Source organism: Rhodococcus sp. LB1 (assembly GCF_001583455.1).
Classification (GTDB): domain Bacteria; phylum Actinomycetota; class Actinomycetes; order Mycobacteriales; family Mycobacteriaceae; genus Rhodococcus_F; species Rhodococcus_F opacus.
Map to the genome: position 1 here is coordinate 19,087 of NZ_LTCZ01000052.1, position 15,459 is coordinate 34,545.

14 protein-coding genes are annotated in these 15,459 nt (G+C 69.8%); 4 read left to right on the top strand and 10 right to left on the bottom strand.

Features of this window, described 5'->3' with window-relative positions:
* Positions 1 to 15: 15 nt before the first annotated feature.
* Complete coding sequence (locus AZG88_RS09635; RefSeq protein ID WP_061697564.1) at positions 16 to 978, bottom strand: alpha/beta fold hydrolase; 963 nt, start codon at positions 976 to 978, stop codon at positions 16 to 18.
* 89 nt (positions 979 to 1,067) lie between these two features.
* Positions 1,068 to 1,358: a DUF1905 domain-containing protein gene (locus AZG88_RS09640; RefSeq protein WP_061697565.1), complete on the bottom strand. Its 291-nt coding sequence runs from the start codon at positions 1,356 to 1,358 to the stop codon at positions 1,068 to 1,070.
* Between the two features lie 157 nt (positions 1,359 to 1,515).
* On the opposite strand from AZG88_RS09640, the gene AZG88_RS09645 reads away from it, so the two are divergent.
* Entirely contained in the window at positions 1,516 to 2,148 is a 633-nt protein-coding gene (locus AZG88_RS09645) for a pyridoxamine 5'-phosphate oxidase family protein (protein ID WP_061045278.1), read from the top strand.
* An 18-nt stretch (positions 2,149 to 2,166) separates the two neighbouring features.
* Here the strand turns inward: AZG88_RS09645 and AZG88_RS09650 are convergent, their stop codons facing one another.
* The 8 genes from AZG88_RS09650 to AZG88_RS09685 form a co-directional block, all read right to left on the bottom strand.
* Positions 2,167 to 3,144 carry an ABC transporter substrate-binding protein gene (locus tag AZG88_RS09650; RefSeq protein WP_082833272.1) on the bottom strand — a complete coding sequence of 326 codons (978 nt, stop codon included), beginning with the start codon at positions 3,142 to 3,144 and terminating at the stop codon, positions 2,167 to 2,169.
* 58 nt (positions 3,145 to 3,202) lie between these two features.
* Entirely contained in the window at positions 3,203 to 3,883 is a 681-nt protein-coding gene (locus tag AZG88_RS09655) for a response regulator (protein WP_005247902.1), read from the bottom strand.
* The gene (locus tag AZG88_RS09660; protein WP_061697566.1) at positions 3,880 to 6,417 is read right to left on the bottom strand and encodes a sensor histidine kinase; all 2,538 of its coding nucleotides are present in this window, start codon (positions 6,415 to 6,417) and stop codon (positions 3,880 to 3,882) included. Before AZG88_RS09660 ends, AZG88_RS09655 begins: the two co-directional genes overlap by 4 nt.
* A 7-nt stretch (positions 6,418 to 6,424) precedes the next feature.
* A complete protein-coding gene (locus AZG88_RS09665; RefSeq protein WP_025432918.1) occupies positions 6,425 to 7,075 on the bottom strand; it encodes a potassium-transporting ATPase subunit C in 651 nt (216 codons plus the stop codon).
* A 6-nt stretch (positions 7,076 to 7,081) separates the two neighbouring features.
* Positions 7,082 to 9,187, bottom strand: a complete 2,106-nt coding sequence (kdpB, locus tag AZG88_RS09670; RefSeq protein WP_061697567.1) for a potassium-transporting ATPase subunit KdpB — start codon at positions 9,185 to 9,187, stop codon at positions 7,082 to 7,084.
* A complete protein-coding gene (gene kdpA / locus AZG88_RS09675; protein ID WP_061697568.1) occupies positions 9,184 to 10,869 on the bottom strand; it encodes a potassium-transporting ATPase subunit KdpA in 1,686 nt (561 codons plus the stop codon). Before kdpA ends, kdpB begins: the two co-directional genes overlap by 4 nt.
* The gene (gene kdpF / locus AZG88_RS09680) at positions 10,869 to 10,967 is read right to left on the bottom strand and encodes a K(+)-transporting ATPase subunit F (RefSeq protein WP_025432920.1); all 99 of its coding nucleotides are present in this window, start codon (positions 10,965 to 10,967) and stop codon (positions 10,869 to 10,871) included. Before kdpF ends, kdpA begins: the two co-directional genes overlap by 1 nt.
* A 242-nt stretch (positions 10,968 to 11,209) precedes the next feature.
* Positions 11,210 to 11,839, bottom strand: a complete 630-nt coding sequence (locus AZG88_RS09685; RefSeq protein WP_061697569.1) for a pyridoxamine 5'-phosphate oxidase family protein — start codon at positions 11,837 to 11,839, stop codon at positions 11,210 to 11,212.
* 79 nt (positions 11,840 to 11,918) lie between these two features.
* Here AZG88_RS09685 and pdxR point away from each other — a divergent pair, with 79 nt between their 5' ends.
* From pdxR to AZG88_RS09700, 3 genes are read left to right on the top strand one after another with little or no spacing between them, the layout of a single operon-like run.
* Positions 11,919 to 13,367, top strand: coding sequence for a MocR-like pyridoxine biosynthesis transcription factor PdxR (gene pdxR / locus AZG88_RS09690; protein WP_061697570.1), 1,449 nt, complete (start codon positions 11,919 to 11,921; stop codon positions 13,365 to 13,367).
* A 39-nt stretch (positions 13,368 to 13,406) separates the two neighbouring features.
* Positions 13,407 to 14,852 carry an amidase gene (locus AZG88_RS09695; RefSeq protein ID WP_005247916.1) on the top strand — a complete coding sequence of 482 codons (1,446 nt, stop codon included), beginning with the start codon at positions 13,407 to 13,409 and terminating at the stop codon, positions 14,850 to 14,852.
* A 3-nt stretch (positions 14,853 to 14,855) separates the two neighbouring features.
* Positions 14,856 to 15,428: a TetR/AcrR family transcriptional regulator gene (locus AZG88_RS09700; RefSeq protein ID WP_061045285.1), complete on the top strand. Its 573-nt coding sequence runs from the start codon at positions 14,856 to 14,858 to the stop codon at positions 15,426 to 15,428.
* The last annotated feature ends 31 nt before the right edge of the window (positions 15,429 to 15,459 follow it).

The window sequence follows — 15,459 nt, forward strand, 5'->3', positions numbered from 1 at the left end:
AGCCGGGTGCGACGGTCAGGGCTCGGTGCGCCCGTCGCGCACGGCGTCGACGACGTCGCGGACCCCGTCGATGACGAGTTGCGGCTGCTCGATGTTGATGTTGTGGCCGCTGTTCGTGTTCGTGACATGCGTGGCACCCGGGACAAGTTGCGCCAGATCCGCCTGCGCCTTCGGCTGCACGGCGTCGAGGGCCGGGCCGTAGCCGGGATCGATGTCGGCGGGGAGGCTTCCGTTCGCAATGCCCTCCGCGATCTGCGGCGCCACCGACCGGTCGGCGGAGAGGACGACGAGCGGCTGGGGCCGGATCGGTGCGGCGGCGCGGATCTCGTCGAAGCTGCGCACGAAGTCGACACGCTCGAGGTCCGGGTACTCGTCGAGACTGTCCTGCTGCGGGGTGTTGAGCCGCAGGAACTCCTCGAACTGCTCCGGGGGCAGGAGTGTCTGCAACTCCTCCGACTGTGCGTCGATCAGCACCATGCCCGCCACCTCGTCGGGATGGGTGCCGGCGAAGAGTCTCGCGATCTGACCGCCGTAGGAGTGGGCGGCCAGCACGTAGGGGCCGGGGCCGGCCTCGCCGGTGGCGCCCAGCAGCGACTGGAGGTCGGCGACCGCGTCCGTGGTGGTGATCGGCTGCGGAACCGGGTCGCTGCGGCTCAATGCGTCGTCGCCCAGCACGACTCCCGGCCGGTCGTACGAGCAGACTCGGGTGAACTCGGCGACCCCGTCGAACGCCGAGGTGGCGGCCGGATCGGCCGTGGTGGTCCACTGATCGGCGCCGAACCGCAGACCCGATTCGAAGACCACCGTCGGTGATCCCGTGCCCGCGCACTCCAGATAGATGTGGCGGTCCCCGCCGATGTCGACGGTGCCCGCGAAATCCTTGCTCGCGCCGTCGCCGTCATCGGTTCCGCACGCGGCGACGAGCAACACGACACCCACTGCCGGGAGCCACCTCGACAACCGTTGCCTGTTCGGCACGACACACCTCGGAACCGGTCCGGAAACGCACCGCGCTCCCGGGGGTTCCATACCCCGGTCAGCTGCGTTCAAACGGCGGCGCCCCCCGGTCAGCTCAGCCGCTGGTCGAGATGCACCGACACCTCGACGCCGGCCGCGTCCTTGCCGATGAGCTTGCACAGCGCGATCTTCAGGGGCAGCCAGTGCGGACCCTCGCCTGAGGGCATCAGGGTCGCATTGAACGGGTGGCCGTCGATCGTCCCGCCGACCTTCACCGGCCGCCGCGTTCCGAGAAGTTCGGCGGAGTCCGGCACGGTCACGTACGTCGCGAACGCCCCGTCCTTCTGGATCGGCGCCGTGAAGATGTGCGCGAGTGGTTGCGGGGTCTTCGGTGCGGGCATTCGTGGCTCCTCCGGTCGAGTGTGATGCTGCGGTCGAAGGTAGGACTCCCGGAGCCGGCCGGAATCATCGCATCGTGTGAGCCCGCAGGCCACACGACGCCCGAAGTTGTCGAAGGGTACCCTAACTCGAACGACCCTCGACGAACGGAACACCCCAGTGGCAGCGCACGCCCCCTCGCCGGAGCACACGATCACCTCCCTCGACGAACTCGAGCAGGTACTGGGCGTTCCCCATCCCTCCATCGTCACCAAGCACACCGATCACACGATGCCCCTGATCCGCCGCTTCATCTCCGAGGCGCGGTTCTTCGTCCTCGCCACCGCCGACGCGAACGGTCACTGCGACTGCTCGCCGCGCGGAGACATCACGCCGAAGACGATGTTCCTCGACGACCGGACCCTGGTGATCCCGGACCGACCGGGCAATCGGCGCGCAGATTCGTACCGCAACATCCTCGACAATCCGCACGTGGGCATCCTGTTCGTCGTACCCGGGATCGACGAGGTGGTCCGGGTCAACGGAACCGCCACCCTGACCGTCGATCCCGAACTGCTGCAGTCGATGTCGATCAAGGGCAAACCCGCTAACCTCGGTGTCGTGGTCCGGATCGACGAGGTCTACACCCACTGCGCCCGGGCGATCCTCCGGTCGCGCATGTGGGACCCGGAATCGTGGCCGGACCCCGACGAGATCCCGTCGCTGCGGGAAATGCACGCGGAACAGCACGAGCTGGACCACAGCCCGGATACGCCTCGCCGACAGGAGTACTACCGCACGCTGCTCTACTGAGGGGCGTGCCGGGTCACGTCACCGCAGCCGCTCGGACAGCAGCGGCACGACGGTGTCGAGTGCGTACCGCAACGACAGCACGGAGTTCGTGGAGTACGCCTTGGCGACATCCGGATCGTCGAACACGAGGGACCGTCCGTCGCGCACAGCCGGGATCGCTTGGAACAGCGGCCGGTTCGTGACGTCGGCGGCCGGCCTGCCGATCGGGAAGACGACCACCATGTCGGCGTCCATCACGCCGAGATTCTCCTCCGACACCGGGACGGAGAACTTCACCGCCGGCTGCGCGTCCACCGCCGGATTGCTGACGAATCCGAGTTTCTTCATGAACTGGAGGCGCTCGGTGTCGGCCGTGTAGGCGCCCCATCCCGCCCCCGAGAACGCGCCGACGGTGATCGTCTTCCCTGCGAACTCGGGATGGGCCGCGGCCGCTTCCGCGAACCGCCGGTCGATGTCGGCGAGCAGCGCATCGCCCCGCTCCGGCGCGCCGAGAGCGGTCGCGACCATCGAAACCTGACTCTCGATCGGAGTCGTGTAGTTGTCGGCACCCTCCGGCAGCGCGATCGTCGGCGCTATCTGCGACAGGTGGTCGTAGCGTTCCTTGTCGCCGGCACTCTTCGTGTCGAGGATGACGTCCGGTTCGAGCGCCGCGATCTGCTCGTACGACGGTTCGAGGGTTCCGATGACGGCCGGCGCAGTGGTGTACATCTCGTCCGCCCACGGTCCGACACCGTCGCCGCCGAAGGCGACCCAGTCGCTGGCCCCGATGGGTTCGACACCGAGCGCCAGCGCGGTTTCGGCGTCACCCCACCCGAGGGCGACCACGCGCTCCGGCTTCGACTCGACCGTCACATCGCCGAATTTCGTGGCGACGATTGCCGGGAACGCGGCATCGCCGGCGCCTGCCGTCGCCTCGCGTTCACCCTCGCTGTCGCTCCCGCAGCCGGCCAACGCCAGGGCCAGCAGTGACACCGAGACGAGACTCCTCATTCGCATAAGGCAAGGCTAACCAATACCCGGTACGGCGCGGCTTCCGGCCCCACTACTCGCCGACTCACACCTGGAACCGGTACCCCATCCCGGCCTCGGTGATGAGGTGACGCGGATGGGACGGGTCGTCCTCGAGTTTGCGCCTCAGCTGCGCCAGATACACCCGCAGGTAGTGGGTCTCGGTGGCGTACGCCGGGCCCCACACCTCCCGCAGCAGTTCCTTCTGCCCCACCAGCTTGCCCTTGTTGCGCACGAGCATCTCGAGCATTCCCCACTCGGTCGGTGTCAGGTGCACCTCGGCCCCCGCCCGCCGCACCGTCTTCGCCGCCAGATCGACCGTGAACGAATCCGTCTCCACCACAGGTTCACTCGTGTCGACGGCCGTCGTCGCCCGGCGGGCGGCCGCACGCACCCGGGCCAGGAACTCGTCCATCCCGAACGGCTTGGTGACGTAGTCGTCGGCGCCGGCGTCGAGAGCTTCGACCTTGTCCGCGGAATCCGTCCGGGCCGACAGCACGATGACCGGTGCGGGGCACCACCCGCGGAGGCCGGCCAGCACCTCGGTCCCGTCCATGTCGGGTAGCCCGAGGTCGAGCACGATCACGTCCGGCGGTCGCTCGGCCGCGGCGCGCAGGGCGGCCGCCCCGGAGGCGGCCGTCACCACGTCGTACCCGCGCACGCTCAGATTGATCCGCAGGGCGCGGAGAATCTGCGGTTCGTCGTCGACGACGAGAACTCTCGTCATGAATGCTCCCCTCCCGCCCCGGCCAGCTCCACCACCATCGTCAGACCACCGCCGGGGGTGTCGGTGGCGCTGATGGTCCCGCCCATCGCGTCGACGAATCCGCGGACGACGGAGAGCCCGAGCCCGACTCCCGTGGTCGTGTCGCGGTCCCCCAGCCGCTGGAACGGGGCGAACATCTCGTCTGCCCGCCCACGCGGAATTCCCGGCCCCGTGTCGGCGACGGTGATGACGGCGCGGTCGCCCACCGCCGCGGCACCGACCCGGATCACGGAGTCCTCACCGTAGCGGAGTGCGTTGTCGATCAGATTGGCGAGCACCCGCTCGAGCAGGCCCGAATCCGCCATCGCCGTGACCGTTCCGACGTCGACTTCCACCCTTTCCCTGGCCCGGGTCCCGGTCCGGCCGCCGATTCCCAGACCCACCAGCGCCCGGTGCACCACCTCGTCGAGGTACACCGGCCGCAGCGTCGGGGTCACCACTCCCGCCGCGAGACGGGAAGAGTCGAGCAGGTTCCCGACGAGAGAGGTCAGCACGTCGGCCGATTCCTCGATGGTCGCGAGCAGTTCGGCGGTGTCCTCCGGGGAGAAGTCGACGTCGTCGCTGCGCAGGCTGGACGCGGCGGCCTTGACCGCGGCCAGCGGGGTCCGGAGGTCGTGGCTGACGGCGGACAGCAGCGACCGCCGCAACCGGTCGGCCTCGGCCAGGGCCTGCGCCCGCCCCGCCTCCTGCGCGAGCTCGGTCTGGCGGATCATGCCCACCGCCTGGTTGGCGACGGCGAGCAGCACCCGACGATCCCGGGCGTGCAGTTCGCTGCCGTGCAGGGCGAGCGCGTATTCCCCTTCCCCCACCTCGCAGACGGTGTCGGCGTCGGCGATGCTCACCGGTGGGTGCGGCCCGACGGACCCCACCGGACCGCGGTCGCGGTGCAGCACGCTGACCGAATCCTGGCCGTAGGTCTCGCGCACCTTCTCGAGCAGCGTGTCGAGGTCGGCGCCGCGCAGCACCGATCCGGCGAACAGTGCCAGCAACTCGGCTTCCTGCGACGCCCGGCGGGCTTCCCGTGACCGTTTGGCGGCCGCGTCGACCAGGACCGCGACGGCGACGGCCACCACGAGCAGCACGACCGTGGTGATGAAGTTGTCCGGTTCGGCAATGGTGAAGCTCCGCACCGGCGGCGTGAAGAAGTAATTGAGGAACAGACCCGAAATCAGCGCGGAGAAGGCCGCGGGGGCGACACCGCCGAGCAGCGAGACGAGCAGCACCACGATGAAGAACAGGGCTCCCTCGCCGACCAATCCGAGCCAACGGTCGACGGCACTCATCACCAGCGTGGCCACCGTCGGTACGAGGACCGCGGCGATCCAGGCGATCGCCCTGCGCGAACGGGATCCCACCGGCGACAACCGCCTCGGGCGGTGGGATTCGCCGTGCGTCACCATGTGCACGTCGATCGACCCGGACTGTTGCACCACGCTTGCGCCGATGCCCTCGTCGAAGATCCGCGCCCACCGTGAACGTCTCGACGTGCCCAGCACCAGTTGTGTGGCGTTCGCGGTCCGGGCGAAGTCGAGCAACGTGGCCGGGACGTCGTCGCCGACGACGCTGTGCAGACTCGCGCCGATATTCGCGGCGAGGGCCCGCACCTTGCCCATCTCCGGAGCCGAGACACCCGCGAGGCCGTCGCCGCGCACCACGTGCACGACGATCAGTTCGGCGCTGGATCTCGACGCGATCCGGCCGGCGCGCCGAACCAGCGTCTCCGATTCCGGTCCGCCCGTCACCGCGACCACCACCCGTTCCCGGGCCTCCCACGTGTCGGTGATCTTGTTCTCCGCACGATATTTCGCGAGTGCGGCATCCACCTGGTCGGCCACCCACAGCAGGGCGAGTTCGCGGAGTGCGGTGAGATTCCCTTTCCGGAAGTAGTTGCTCAGCGCCGCGTCGACTTTGTCCGCGGCGTAGATGTTGCCGTGGGACAGCCTGCGGCGCAATGCTTCCGGCGTGATGTCGACCAATTCGACCTGGGTGGCGGCGCGCACCACCTCGTCGGGAACCGTTTCCTGCTGCACCACGCCGGTGATCCGCTGGACCACGTCGTTGAGGCTTTCGAGGTGCTGGACGTTGAGCGTCGAGAGGACGTCGATCCCCGCGGCGAGGAGTATCTCCACGTCCTCCCAGCGTTTCTCGTGGACGCTGCCCGGCGTGTTCGTGTGCGCGAGCTCGTCGACGAGGACCAGCGCCGGTCTGCGGGCCAGTACCGCCTCGACGTCGAGTTCCCGGCCGAGCGTGCCCCGGTAGGCGATCAGCTTGGGCGGAATCAGTTCGAGGTCACCGAGCTGCGCCGCCGTGCGGTCGCGGCCGTGGGTCTCCACCACGGCCGCGACCACGTCGCACCCCCGCTCCCGGCGGCGGTGCGCCTCACCGAGCATCGCGAACGTCTTGCCGACGCCCGGCGCGGCACCGAGATAGATGCGCAGTTCACCGCGGCGGCGTTCGACGTCCCGGCGCTCGCCGTCAGTTCCGGTACCACTCACCTCGCCATCATCCACCAGCGGTCGGGGCCGTGCACTCAGGAGCGGTCCGGCCGAGGGCCAGGTTCAATTCGAGGACGTTCACCCGATCCTCACCGAGGAAGCCGAGTTGCCTTCCCTCGGTGTTCTCGTCGACGAGTTGCCGAACCCGGGTCTCGCTGAGGCCGTTCTCCGCCGCCACCCTCGGCACCTGCAACGCCGCATATGCGGGGCTGATGTGCGGGTCGATGCCCGAGCCGGAACCGGTGACCGCGTCCGCCGGTACCTCGGCGGGGTCCACCCCTTCCCGGGTGGCGATCGCCGCCCGCCGGTCGGCGATGAACGTCGCCAGGATCTCGCTGCTCGGTCCCTGATTGGTGGGCAGCGCGACAGCGGGGTCGCCGGGTGCGAACGGATCCTGATCGGCCACCGACCCGGTGACCCGGTTGTGGAAGAACGGATCCGGCTCCCCCGCCGGCACCTGCGGCTCGACACCGACCCACCGGCTCCCGACGACGCAGCCGGTGCTGTCGCGCACCGGAGACCCCTCGGCCGCTCCGGCGCCGATCCTGCTCACCCCCCACACTGCGGCCGGATAGAGCACACCGAGGACTGCTGTGAGTGCGAGCAGGACGAGTAGTCCGGCCCAGGTCTGCCGGAGCAGGCCGATGAGAAATCGCATGCGGGATCACCCAATTCCGGGAATGAGACGAACGACGAGGTCGATGAGCCAGATACCGGCGAAGGGTGTGATCACACCGCCGAGGCCGTAGATCAGCAGGTTGCGGCCCAGCAGCGTCGACGCGGACGCCGGACGGTAGCGAACGCCTTTCAGCGACAACGGGATCAGCGCGACGATCACCACGGCGTTGAAGATCACCGCCGACAGGATGGCCGACTCCGGGGTGGCCAGCCGCATGATGTTCAGCGTGTCCAGCTGCGGATAGATGCCGCTGAACAGGGCGGGGAGAATCGCGAAGTACTTGGCCAGGTCGTTGGCGAGCGAGAACGTGGTGAGCGCACCGCGCGTGATGAGCAGTTGCTTGCCGATCTCCACCACCTCGATGAGCTTGGTGGGATCCGAATCGAGATCCACCATGTTCCCGGCTTCCTTCGCCGCCGACGTGCCGGTGTTCATCGCCACCCCGACATCCGCCTGGGCCAGCGCCGGAGCGTCGTTGGTGCCGTCCCCGGTCATCGCGACGAGCCGGCCGCCCTCCTGTTCTTTGCGGATCAGCGCGAGCTTGTCCTCGGGTGTCGCCTCGGCCATGAAGTCGTCGACTCCGGCCTCGGCCGCGATGGCCTTCGCCGTCAACGGGTTGTCGCCGGTGACCATCACCGTGCGAATCCCCATGGCCCGCAGTTCCGCGAACCTCTCGGCGATGCCCGGTTTCACCACGTCCGACAGCGCGACCACGCCGAGGACGGTCGCCGCGTCTCCGCGGACGGCGGCGACCACCAACGGCGTCCCCCCGGACTGCGCGATCTGGTTCACGCTGTCGGCGACCGCGGGCGCCGCGCGCCCGCCCAGCGCCTGCACCCAGGTCAGCACGGCGTCGCTCGCGCCCTTGCGGATCCGGGCGCCGTCGATGTCGAGTCCGCTCATCCGGGTCTGCGCCGTGAACGGCACGAACTCCGCTGCTCTCTCCACCTCGGACGGTGCGGGGTCCAACCCGAAGTCGCGGGCGCACAGGTCCACGATGCTGCGACCCTCGGGGGTGCCGTCCGCGAGGCTGGACAACCGTGCGGCCGTGGCCAACTCGATCGCGGAAACCCCCGGCGCGGGGTGCAATGCCGTGGCCTGCCGGTTGCCGAACGTGATGGTGCCGGTCTTGTCCATCAGCAGTGTGTCGATGTCGCCGGCGGCCTCCACCGCCCGCCCCGACATCGCCAGGACGTTCCGCTGGACCAGTCGGTCCATCCCGGCGATACCGATGGACGACAGCAGGGCCCCGATCGTGGTGGGGATCAGGCACACCAGCAGCGCGATCAGCTTGATCGGATCCTGCTCCTGGCCCGCGTACAGGCCCATCGGACCGATCGCGACGACGGCCAGCAGGAAGATGATCGTCAGCGACGCCAGCAGGATGTTCAGCGCGATCTCGTTCGGCGTCTTCTGCCGCGCCGCCCCCTCCACGAGGGCGATCATCCGGTCCACGAACGACTGTCCGGGGGCCGCGGTGATGCGGACGACGATCCGGTCGGAGAGCACGGTCGTGCCACCGGTGACGGCACACCGGTCGCCGCCGGATTCGCGGACGACGGGCGCCGATTCGCCGGTGATGGCCGACTCGTCCACGGTCGCGATGCCGTCGACGACGTCGCCGTCGCCGGGTATCACCTCCCCCGCCTCGACGACGACCCGGTCGCCGACGGTGAGTTCGGTACCCGCCACCGACTCCACCCGGCCGCTCACCGTGATCCGGTGGGCGACCGTGTCCTGCTTCACCTTCCGCAGGCTCGCCGCCTGCGCCTTGCCCCGCCCCTCCGCGACCGACTCGGCCAGATTCGCGAACAACACGGTGAACCACAACCAGGCGACGACGGCCCAGGAGAACACCGACGGGTCGGCGACGGCCATGACGGTGGTGACGACGGAACCGACGAACACCACGAACATCACCGGGTTGCGGGCGAGGTGCCGGGGGTCGAGTTTGCGCAGGGCGCCCGGTAGCGCCGTCACCAGCTGAGCGGGGCTGAAGATTCCCGCCTTCACGGACGCCGGGTCGTGGCCGGCCTCGGGCGTCATGGTCGCCGCCCCGGTTTCCGGACGACTGGTCACGTTCACACTCATTGCAGGGCCTCCGCGATCGGTCCCAGCGCGAGGGCCGGGAAGAATGTCAACGCCGCGACGAGCACGACGGTGCCGGTGAGGAGCCCGGTGAACATCGGGCCCGCCGTCGGCAGGGTTCCGGCGCCCGCGGCGGTCTTCTTCTGCGACGCCAGGGATCCGGCGAGCGCGAGGACGAAGATGATCGGCAGGAACCGGCCGAACAGCATGCACAGGCCGAGAGCGGTCTGGAACCAGTCGCTCGTCACCGTCAGCCCGCCGAACGCACTGCCGTTGTTGTTCGAGGCCGACGCGAACGCGTACAGCACTTCCGAGAACCCGTGGATGGATCCGGGACTTCCGGGGTCGCCGCTGTTGCCCTGGTAGCCGGTGGTCGAGGACAGGATCACGGTGATCCCGGTGCCGATCAGGACCAGCGCCGGCATCGCCAGTACGGACAGGGCGGCGAGCGTGATCTCCCGCTGCCGCAGCTTCTTGCCCAGGTATTCGGGTGTGCGGCCGACGAGGAGTCCGCCGACGAAGACGGCGATCAGGGCGAGGACGAGGATTCCGTAGAGCCCGGTGCCGACACCGCCGGGCGCGATCTCACCGAGCAGCATGTTGAGCAGAACGGCTCCGCCCCCGAGTGGCGACAGGCTGTCGTGCGCCGAATTCACCGCGCCCGTGGATGTTCCGGTGGTGCTCACGGCGAACAGTGCCGTACCGGGAATTCCGAAACGAACCTCCTTGCCCTCCATCATCGCGCCCGCGGCGGTGGCGGCGACGCCGCGCCGACCCGACTCCGCCGCGAGCGTGACCGCGAGGAGCGAACCCCACAGGATGCCCATCACGGCGAGCAGGGTCAGCCCCTGCTTGCGATCGCCGACCATGGTGCCGAACGTGCGGGTGAGGGAGACCGGGATCAGCAGGATCGCGAGGATCTCGACGATGTTGCTGACCGGCGTCGGGTTCTCGAACGGATGCGCCGAGTTGGCGGCGAGGATCCCGCCGCCGTTGGTGCCGAGTTCCTTGATCGCTTCCTGTGAGGCGACGGGTGCGAGCGCGTTGGTGACGGAGTTGCCGTCCAGACCGGTGGACGCGAAGCCCGGGTGGAAGGACTGGATCACGCCCTGGCTCAGCAGGATCAGTGCGATCACGAAGGAGAGCGGCAGCAGAATGCGCAGGCTGCCGCGGGTGAGGTCCACCCAGAAGTTGCCGATCTCACCGCCGCGCGACACCCGGACGAACCCGCGGATCAGCGCCACTGCGACGGCCATGCCCACCGCTGCGGACACGAAGTTCTGCACGGCGAGCCCGACCGGCTGGGTCAGGTTGCTCATCGTGGTTTCGGGCGCATACGACTGCCAGTTGGTGTTCGTCACGAACGACACGGCCGTGTTGAACGCCACTGCGGGACTGACCCCGGAGAGGTCCCCGGACAGCAGCAGCACTCCCTGGATGCGCTGCAGGGCGTAGAGGAACAGCACACTCGCCGCCGAGAATCCCAGCACGCTGCCCGTGTAGCCGTACCAGGTCTGCTCGGTGTGGGGGTTGATGCGGCACAGGCGGTACAGCACGGATTCGACGCGAAGGTGACGGCGTGATTCGTACACGCGCGCCATGTAGTCGCCCACCGGCACGTATGCGACCGCGAGTACCGCGAGGACGAAGGCGACCTGCAGTCCGGCCGCCAGGGCAGGCGTCATCAGAACCGCTCCGGGTCGATGAGCGCGATCAGGAGGTACACGACGAGCGCGGCGGCGATCGCGACGAGCGCGACCGTGAGTATTCCGGCGCCCGTCATTTCACGCGTCCGGTCTGCAGGGCACGGAGAACGAGCGCGCAACAGGCGAATCCGCCGAGGACGAGCGCGACGTAGGCCACATCGGCCATGTGAGGATCCCTCTTCGTACTGATCCTGCGGTTCAGCGCAGGCATGACACCCCCACGGTTGTGGGGTGTCATGCCAGCATCACGCGCGATCTCGGCGACAGAGGCGGCGCTGACGAAGCGCTTACGGGACTCCTACGGCTCTTGACGCTTTCCTTACGCGGTCCGGGTCAGCCGCGACACGGACGCGGGCACGGGTGTGCCGCTCGCCACCCACGGTGCCGGGACGGGCGCACCGGTGACCGACCGCACGGGGACCACGCCGGCCCAGGCGCTGCTGGTTTCGGTGGGTTCACCCGGTGGCGCGTCCCGCACCTTGACGGTCCACTGGCCCGGCGTGATCGGGAGGACGAGGGCCAGTGTCGCGGCGAGTTCCTTGCGCCGGTGCCCCCGAACCTCCGTGCTGCGGCCGGGGATCAGCACGTCCGACAGCGCGTTCAGTGCGTCGGCGGATTCGTCTTCGCCGAGGGTGACGAGGTTGCCCCGCACCACCGCCGAACGGTAGTTGGCGGACGAGTCGAACAGGGTGTCCGCGACGACGATTCCGTCGAGCATCGCGACGCACAGCGCCGCCGGTGCGCCCGCCGCCACCTGCCGCAGCGCGCCGGCCCCGGTGGAGCCGTGCAGCAGGATCCTGTCGCCGTCGCGGGCGTAGAGCATCGGCACGGCCCACGGCAGCCCGTCGACGACGGTGGCGAGGGTGCCCATCGGCGCGGCGTCGAGGACGGCGTCGAGTTGCGCTCGTTCGGTGCGGGCACGGTCCGGGTATCTCATGATCTTGTCCACGAGACCATCCTCACCCCCATGTGGATCACCCCTCCAGATCCACAATCACCATTATTGGCAGACCAGTATTGTCAGGACCATGCCCCGGATCAGCCCCGAACTGCACCTGACGTTGCGGCTCCCCGACACCGACGCGCCGCTTCGGCACCGCATCGCGGAGTCGATCCTCGACGAGATCCGCGTGGGTCGCCTGCGGCCCGGCGACCCACTGCCCTCCACGCGGGCGCTGGCCGAACACCTGACGGTCGCGCGGGCGTCGGTGGTCGACGCCTACGACGAACTCTGCGCGTCCGGGTACGCGAACGCCCGCGCCGGTTCCGGCACGCGGATCGCACCGGGCGCCGACGTGGCGGCCCGCGCGCACGTCGCCTCGCACACGATCACCCGATCCTCGGAGCGGGCCTCCTCCGCTGCCCCCGAGAAGCCGGCGGCGCTGTGGGATCTCACTCCGGGGCACCCCGATCCCGCCCTGATCTCCACCGTCGACTGGCGCCGGGCGTGGCGGTCGGCCGCCGCCGCGGCCGTGACGTCGGACGCCCCGGGCCCCGGCGCGCACGCGGAGTTGCGACGGTCTCTCGCGGCGCATCTACGCCGCACCCGGGGGATCGCCGCGCGCCCCGACGAACTGGTGATCGTCCCCGGAGTGGGCGCTGCGCTCCGCACCCTCGTTGCCGCAGCAGGACTCGGCGGCCGGGACGTGGTGTTCGAGGAGCCCGGCTACAGCCGGGCCCGCACCGTCCTCGACGGTTCGGGGGTGCGGACGCGCTGCGTGTCCGTGGACGGCGACGGCCTCGACCCCGCGCTGCTGCGTGCGTCCGACGCCGCGGCCTACTGCACGCCTGCCCATCAGTATCCGATGGGTGCCCGGATGCCGGTGGGCCGCAGGGCCCGGCTCGTGGCCGACGCCGCGGCGTCCGGAACGGTGATCATCGAGGACGACTACGACGGCGAGTTCCGCTACGACGTGTCGGCGCTGCCCGCCCTGCGCAGCATCGACCGCGGGTCCGAATGCGTGGCGTACGTGGGCACGGCGTCGAAGATCCTCACGCCCTCGATCCGGGTGGCGTGGGTGATCGCGCCTCCGGCGCTGCGGCCGGGACTCGTCCGGGCCCTCGACGCGAGCGGTGAGGCGTGCTGCTCGATCACCGCCCTCGCGCTGGCGCATTTCATCGACTCGGGTGCGCTGTCACGGCACCTGGCCCGCGCCTCCCGCACCTACTCGGCCCGCCGGGCCACCTTCGTCACGGCACTGCAGCGGCAACTGTCCGCGGTCCACACGGGCGGTGCCGGGCTCGCCGGCATCGAGGCCGGTCTCCACGTCGTCCTGACGCTGCCCGGTTCCGTCGACGACGTCGCCCTGTCGGCTGAGCTGCGGGAACACGGTGTGACGGTTCCGAGCCTCGCCGACTACCGCACCATCCCGGACGGACCGCGGGGACTGGTGTGCGGGTACGCCCGGCTTCCCGAATCGCAGGCCCGCGGGGCAGCCGAGGCGATCGGCGGGGTAGTCCGGCGACATCTCGGCTGATACTGTTCGTTCGAACGAACAGTTACGGGGAGGGGCGACATGAGCGCGGAACAATTGGACGATCGACGGCAGCGCGACGACGACGGGGATCGGGCCCCGGGACTCGTCGAGCAGGTGACGGCGCTGACCTCCGGCGCCACGACCTCGGTCGCTGCCACCCGCGCCGCCCTCGACCGCATCGACGCGAGCCAGCGGACGCTCAACGCGTTCAAGGTGATCCGCCGGAACAAGGCACTGGCCGAAGCCGCCGAGGCCGACCGCCGGATCGCCGCCGGTGAGCGCCTGCCGCTGCTCGGGGTCCCGATCGCCGTGAAAGACGACGTCGACGTGGCCGGCGAGCCGACCGCGTTCGGGTGCCCGGGCGACTTCCCGCCCGCGGCGCGCGACTCCGAGCTGGTGCGACGACTGCGCGCCGTCGGCGCCGTCGTCGTGGGCAAGACCAACAGTCCCGAGCTGGGACAGTGGCCGCTCACCGGCGGACCCGCCTTCGGGTACACCCGCAATCCCTGGAACGGTGACCACACCCCCGGAGGGTCGTCCGGCGGCGCCGCGGCGGCCGTGTCCGCCGGTGTGGTGTCCGCGGCGATCGGTTCGGACGGCGCCGGATCCATCCGCATCCCCGCCGCCTGGACCAACCTCGTCGGGATCAAGCCGCAACGCGGCCGTATCTCCACCTGGCCTGCTGCCGAGGCGTTCTACGGCCTCACCGTCAACGGCCCGCTGGCCCGCACGGTCGCCGACGCGGCCCTGCTTCTCGACGTCGCATCGGGACCGCACGAGGGCGACCTGCACACCCCCGCACCGGTCACCGTCAGCGACGCGGTCGGCCGCGACCCCGGACCGCTGCGCATCGCGCTGTCGCTGCGGATCCCGTTCACCGCGACCCCCACGTCGCTGCATCCCGAGGTCCGCCAGGGCGTCGCACGGATCGCCGAGGCGCTGCGCAGGCTCGGGCATCGCGTCGTGGTGGACGACCCCGACTACGGGATCATGTTCGGGCTCGGCTTCCTCCCGCGGTCGATGGTCGGCATCGACGACTGGGTGCGGAAGGTCCCGGACCCGTCACTCGTCGACCCCCGCACGAAGGGCAACGCCCGGACCGGACGACTGTTGCGCGGGGCACCGCTACGCGCCGCCCGTGCCGCCGAGCCGAGGATGCAGCGACGAGTCGGCGCGATCTTCGACGAGTACGACCTCGTCCTCGCCCCGACCACCGCGACTCCCCCACCGAGGGTCGAGGGGATCGACGGCATCAGCTCCTGGGCCACGGACAAGGTGATCACCGCGGTCTGCCCGTACGCGTGGCCGTGGAACGTGCTGGGCTGGCCCAGCGTGAACGTCCCGGCCGGGTTCACGTCCGGCAACCTGCCGACCGGAGCCCAGCTGATGGGACACGAGGGTGCCGAGCCACTGCTGGTGTCGGTTGCGGCCCAGCTCGAGTCGGTGCTGCGGTGGGACCTCGAACGTCCCGAGAAGTGGTGGTGACCGATGGCTTCGACGGACGTTCGTGACCGCATCCTCGCGGCGGCGCTGCACATCGTCGGCACGGAAGGCATTCCCGGCGTGACCAATCGGCGGATCGCCGCGCAGGCCGGCGTGTCGCTCGGCTCCATCACGTACCACTTCCCCACGCAGACGGACCTGTTGCGCGCCGCGTTGTCCGGGTTCGTGACGGAGGAGACGCAGCGGCTGTCGGAGCTGGCGGAGGGATACCGGGACAAGGGGCTGAGTCTCGAGGACGCCGCGGCACTCACCGGGAAGGTCGCGAAGGATCTGGCGTTCTCCGCCGAGCGGATCGCCCCGTTCGAGCTGTACATCCAGGCGGGACGCGACCACGAGCTGCGTCAGGCCGCCGCCGAATGTTTCGCCGCGTACGACGATTTGACGGTGACGATCCTCACCGCCCTCGGCGTCCCGGACGCCGCGTCCGTCGCCCCGACCATCGTCGCCACCATCGCCGGCCTGCAGCTCAGGAGACTCGCGACCGGAAGCGACGGCGATCAGGACTTCGCGACGTCGGTACTCCTCCTTCTGAGGGCCGCCGGCCCCGTGAGTGGTTGACGAGTCTCAGGGCTCGTCAACCGCGCACGGG

Bases quoted from the DNA above. Each gene is read 5' to 3' on its own strand.
- AZG88_RS09640 (WP_061697565.1), bottom strand. From the start codon at position 1,358: ATGCCCGCACCGAAGACCCCGCAACCACTCGCGCACATCTTCACGGCG.
- pdxR (WP_061697570.1), top strand. From the start codon at position 11,919: ATGCCCCGGATCAGCCCCGAACTGCACCTGACGTTGCGGCTCCCCGAC.
- kdpF (WP_025432920.1), bottom strand. From the start codon at position 10,967: ATGACGGGCGCCGGAATACTCACGGTCGCGCTCGTCGCGATCGCCGCC.
- AZG88_RS09655 (WP_005247902.1), bottom strand. From the start codon at position 3,883: ATGACGAGAGTTCTCGTCGTCGACGACGAACCGCAGATTCTCCGCGCC.
- AZG88_RS09695 (WP_005247916.1), top strand. From the start codon at position 13,407: ATGAGCGCGGAACAATTGGACGATCGACGGCAGCGCGACGACGACGGG.
- AZG88_RS09700 (WP_061045285.1), top strand. From the start codon at position 14,856: ATGGCTTCGACGGACGTTCGTGACCGCATCCTCGCGGCGGCGCTGCAC.
- AZG88_RS09650 (WP_082833272.1), bottom strand. From the start codon at position 3,144: ATGCGAATGAGGAGTCTCGTCTCGGTGTCACTGCTGGCCCTGGCGTTG.
- AZG88_RS09665 (WP_025432918.1), bottom strand. From the start codon at position 7,075: ATGCGATTTCTCATCGGCCTGCTCCGGCAGACCTGGGCCGGACTACTC.
- kdpA (WP_061697568.1), bottom strand. From the start codon at position 10,869: ATGACGCCTGCCCTGGCGGCCGGACTGCAGGTCGCCTTCGTCCTCGCG.
- kdpB (WP_061697567.1), bottom strand. From the start codon at position 9,187: ATGAGTGTGAACGTGACCAGTCGTCCGGAAACCGGGGCGGCGACCATG.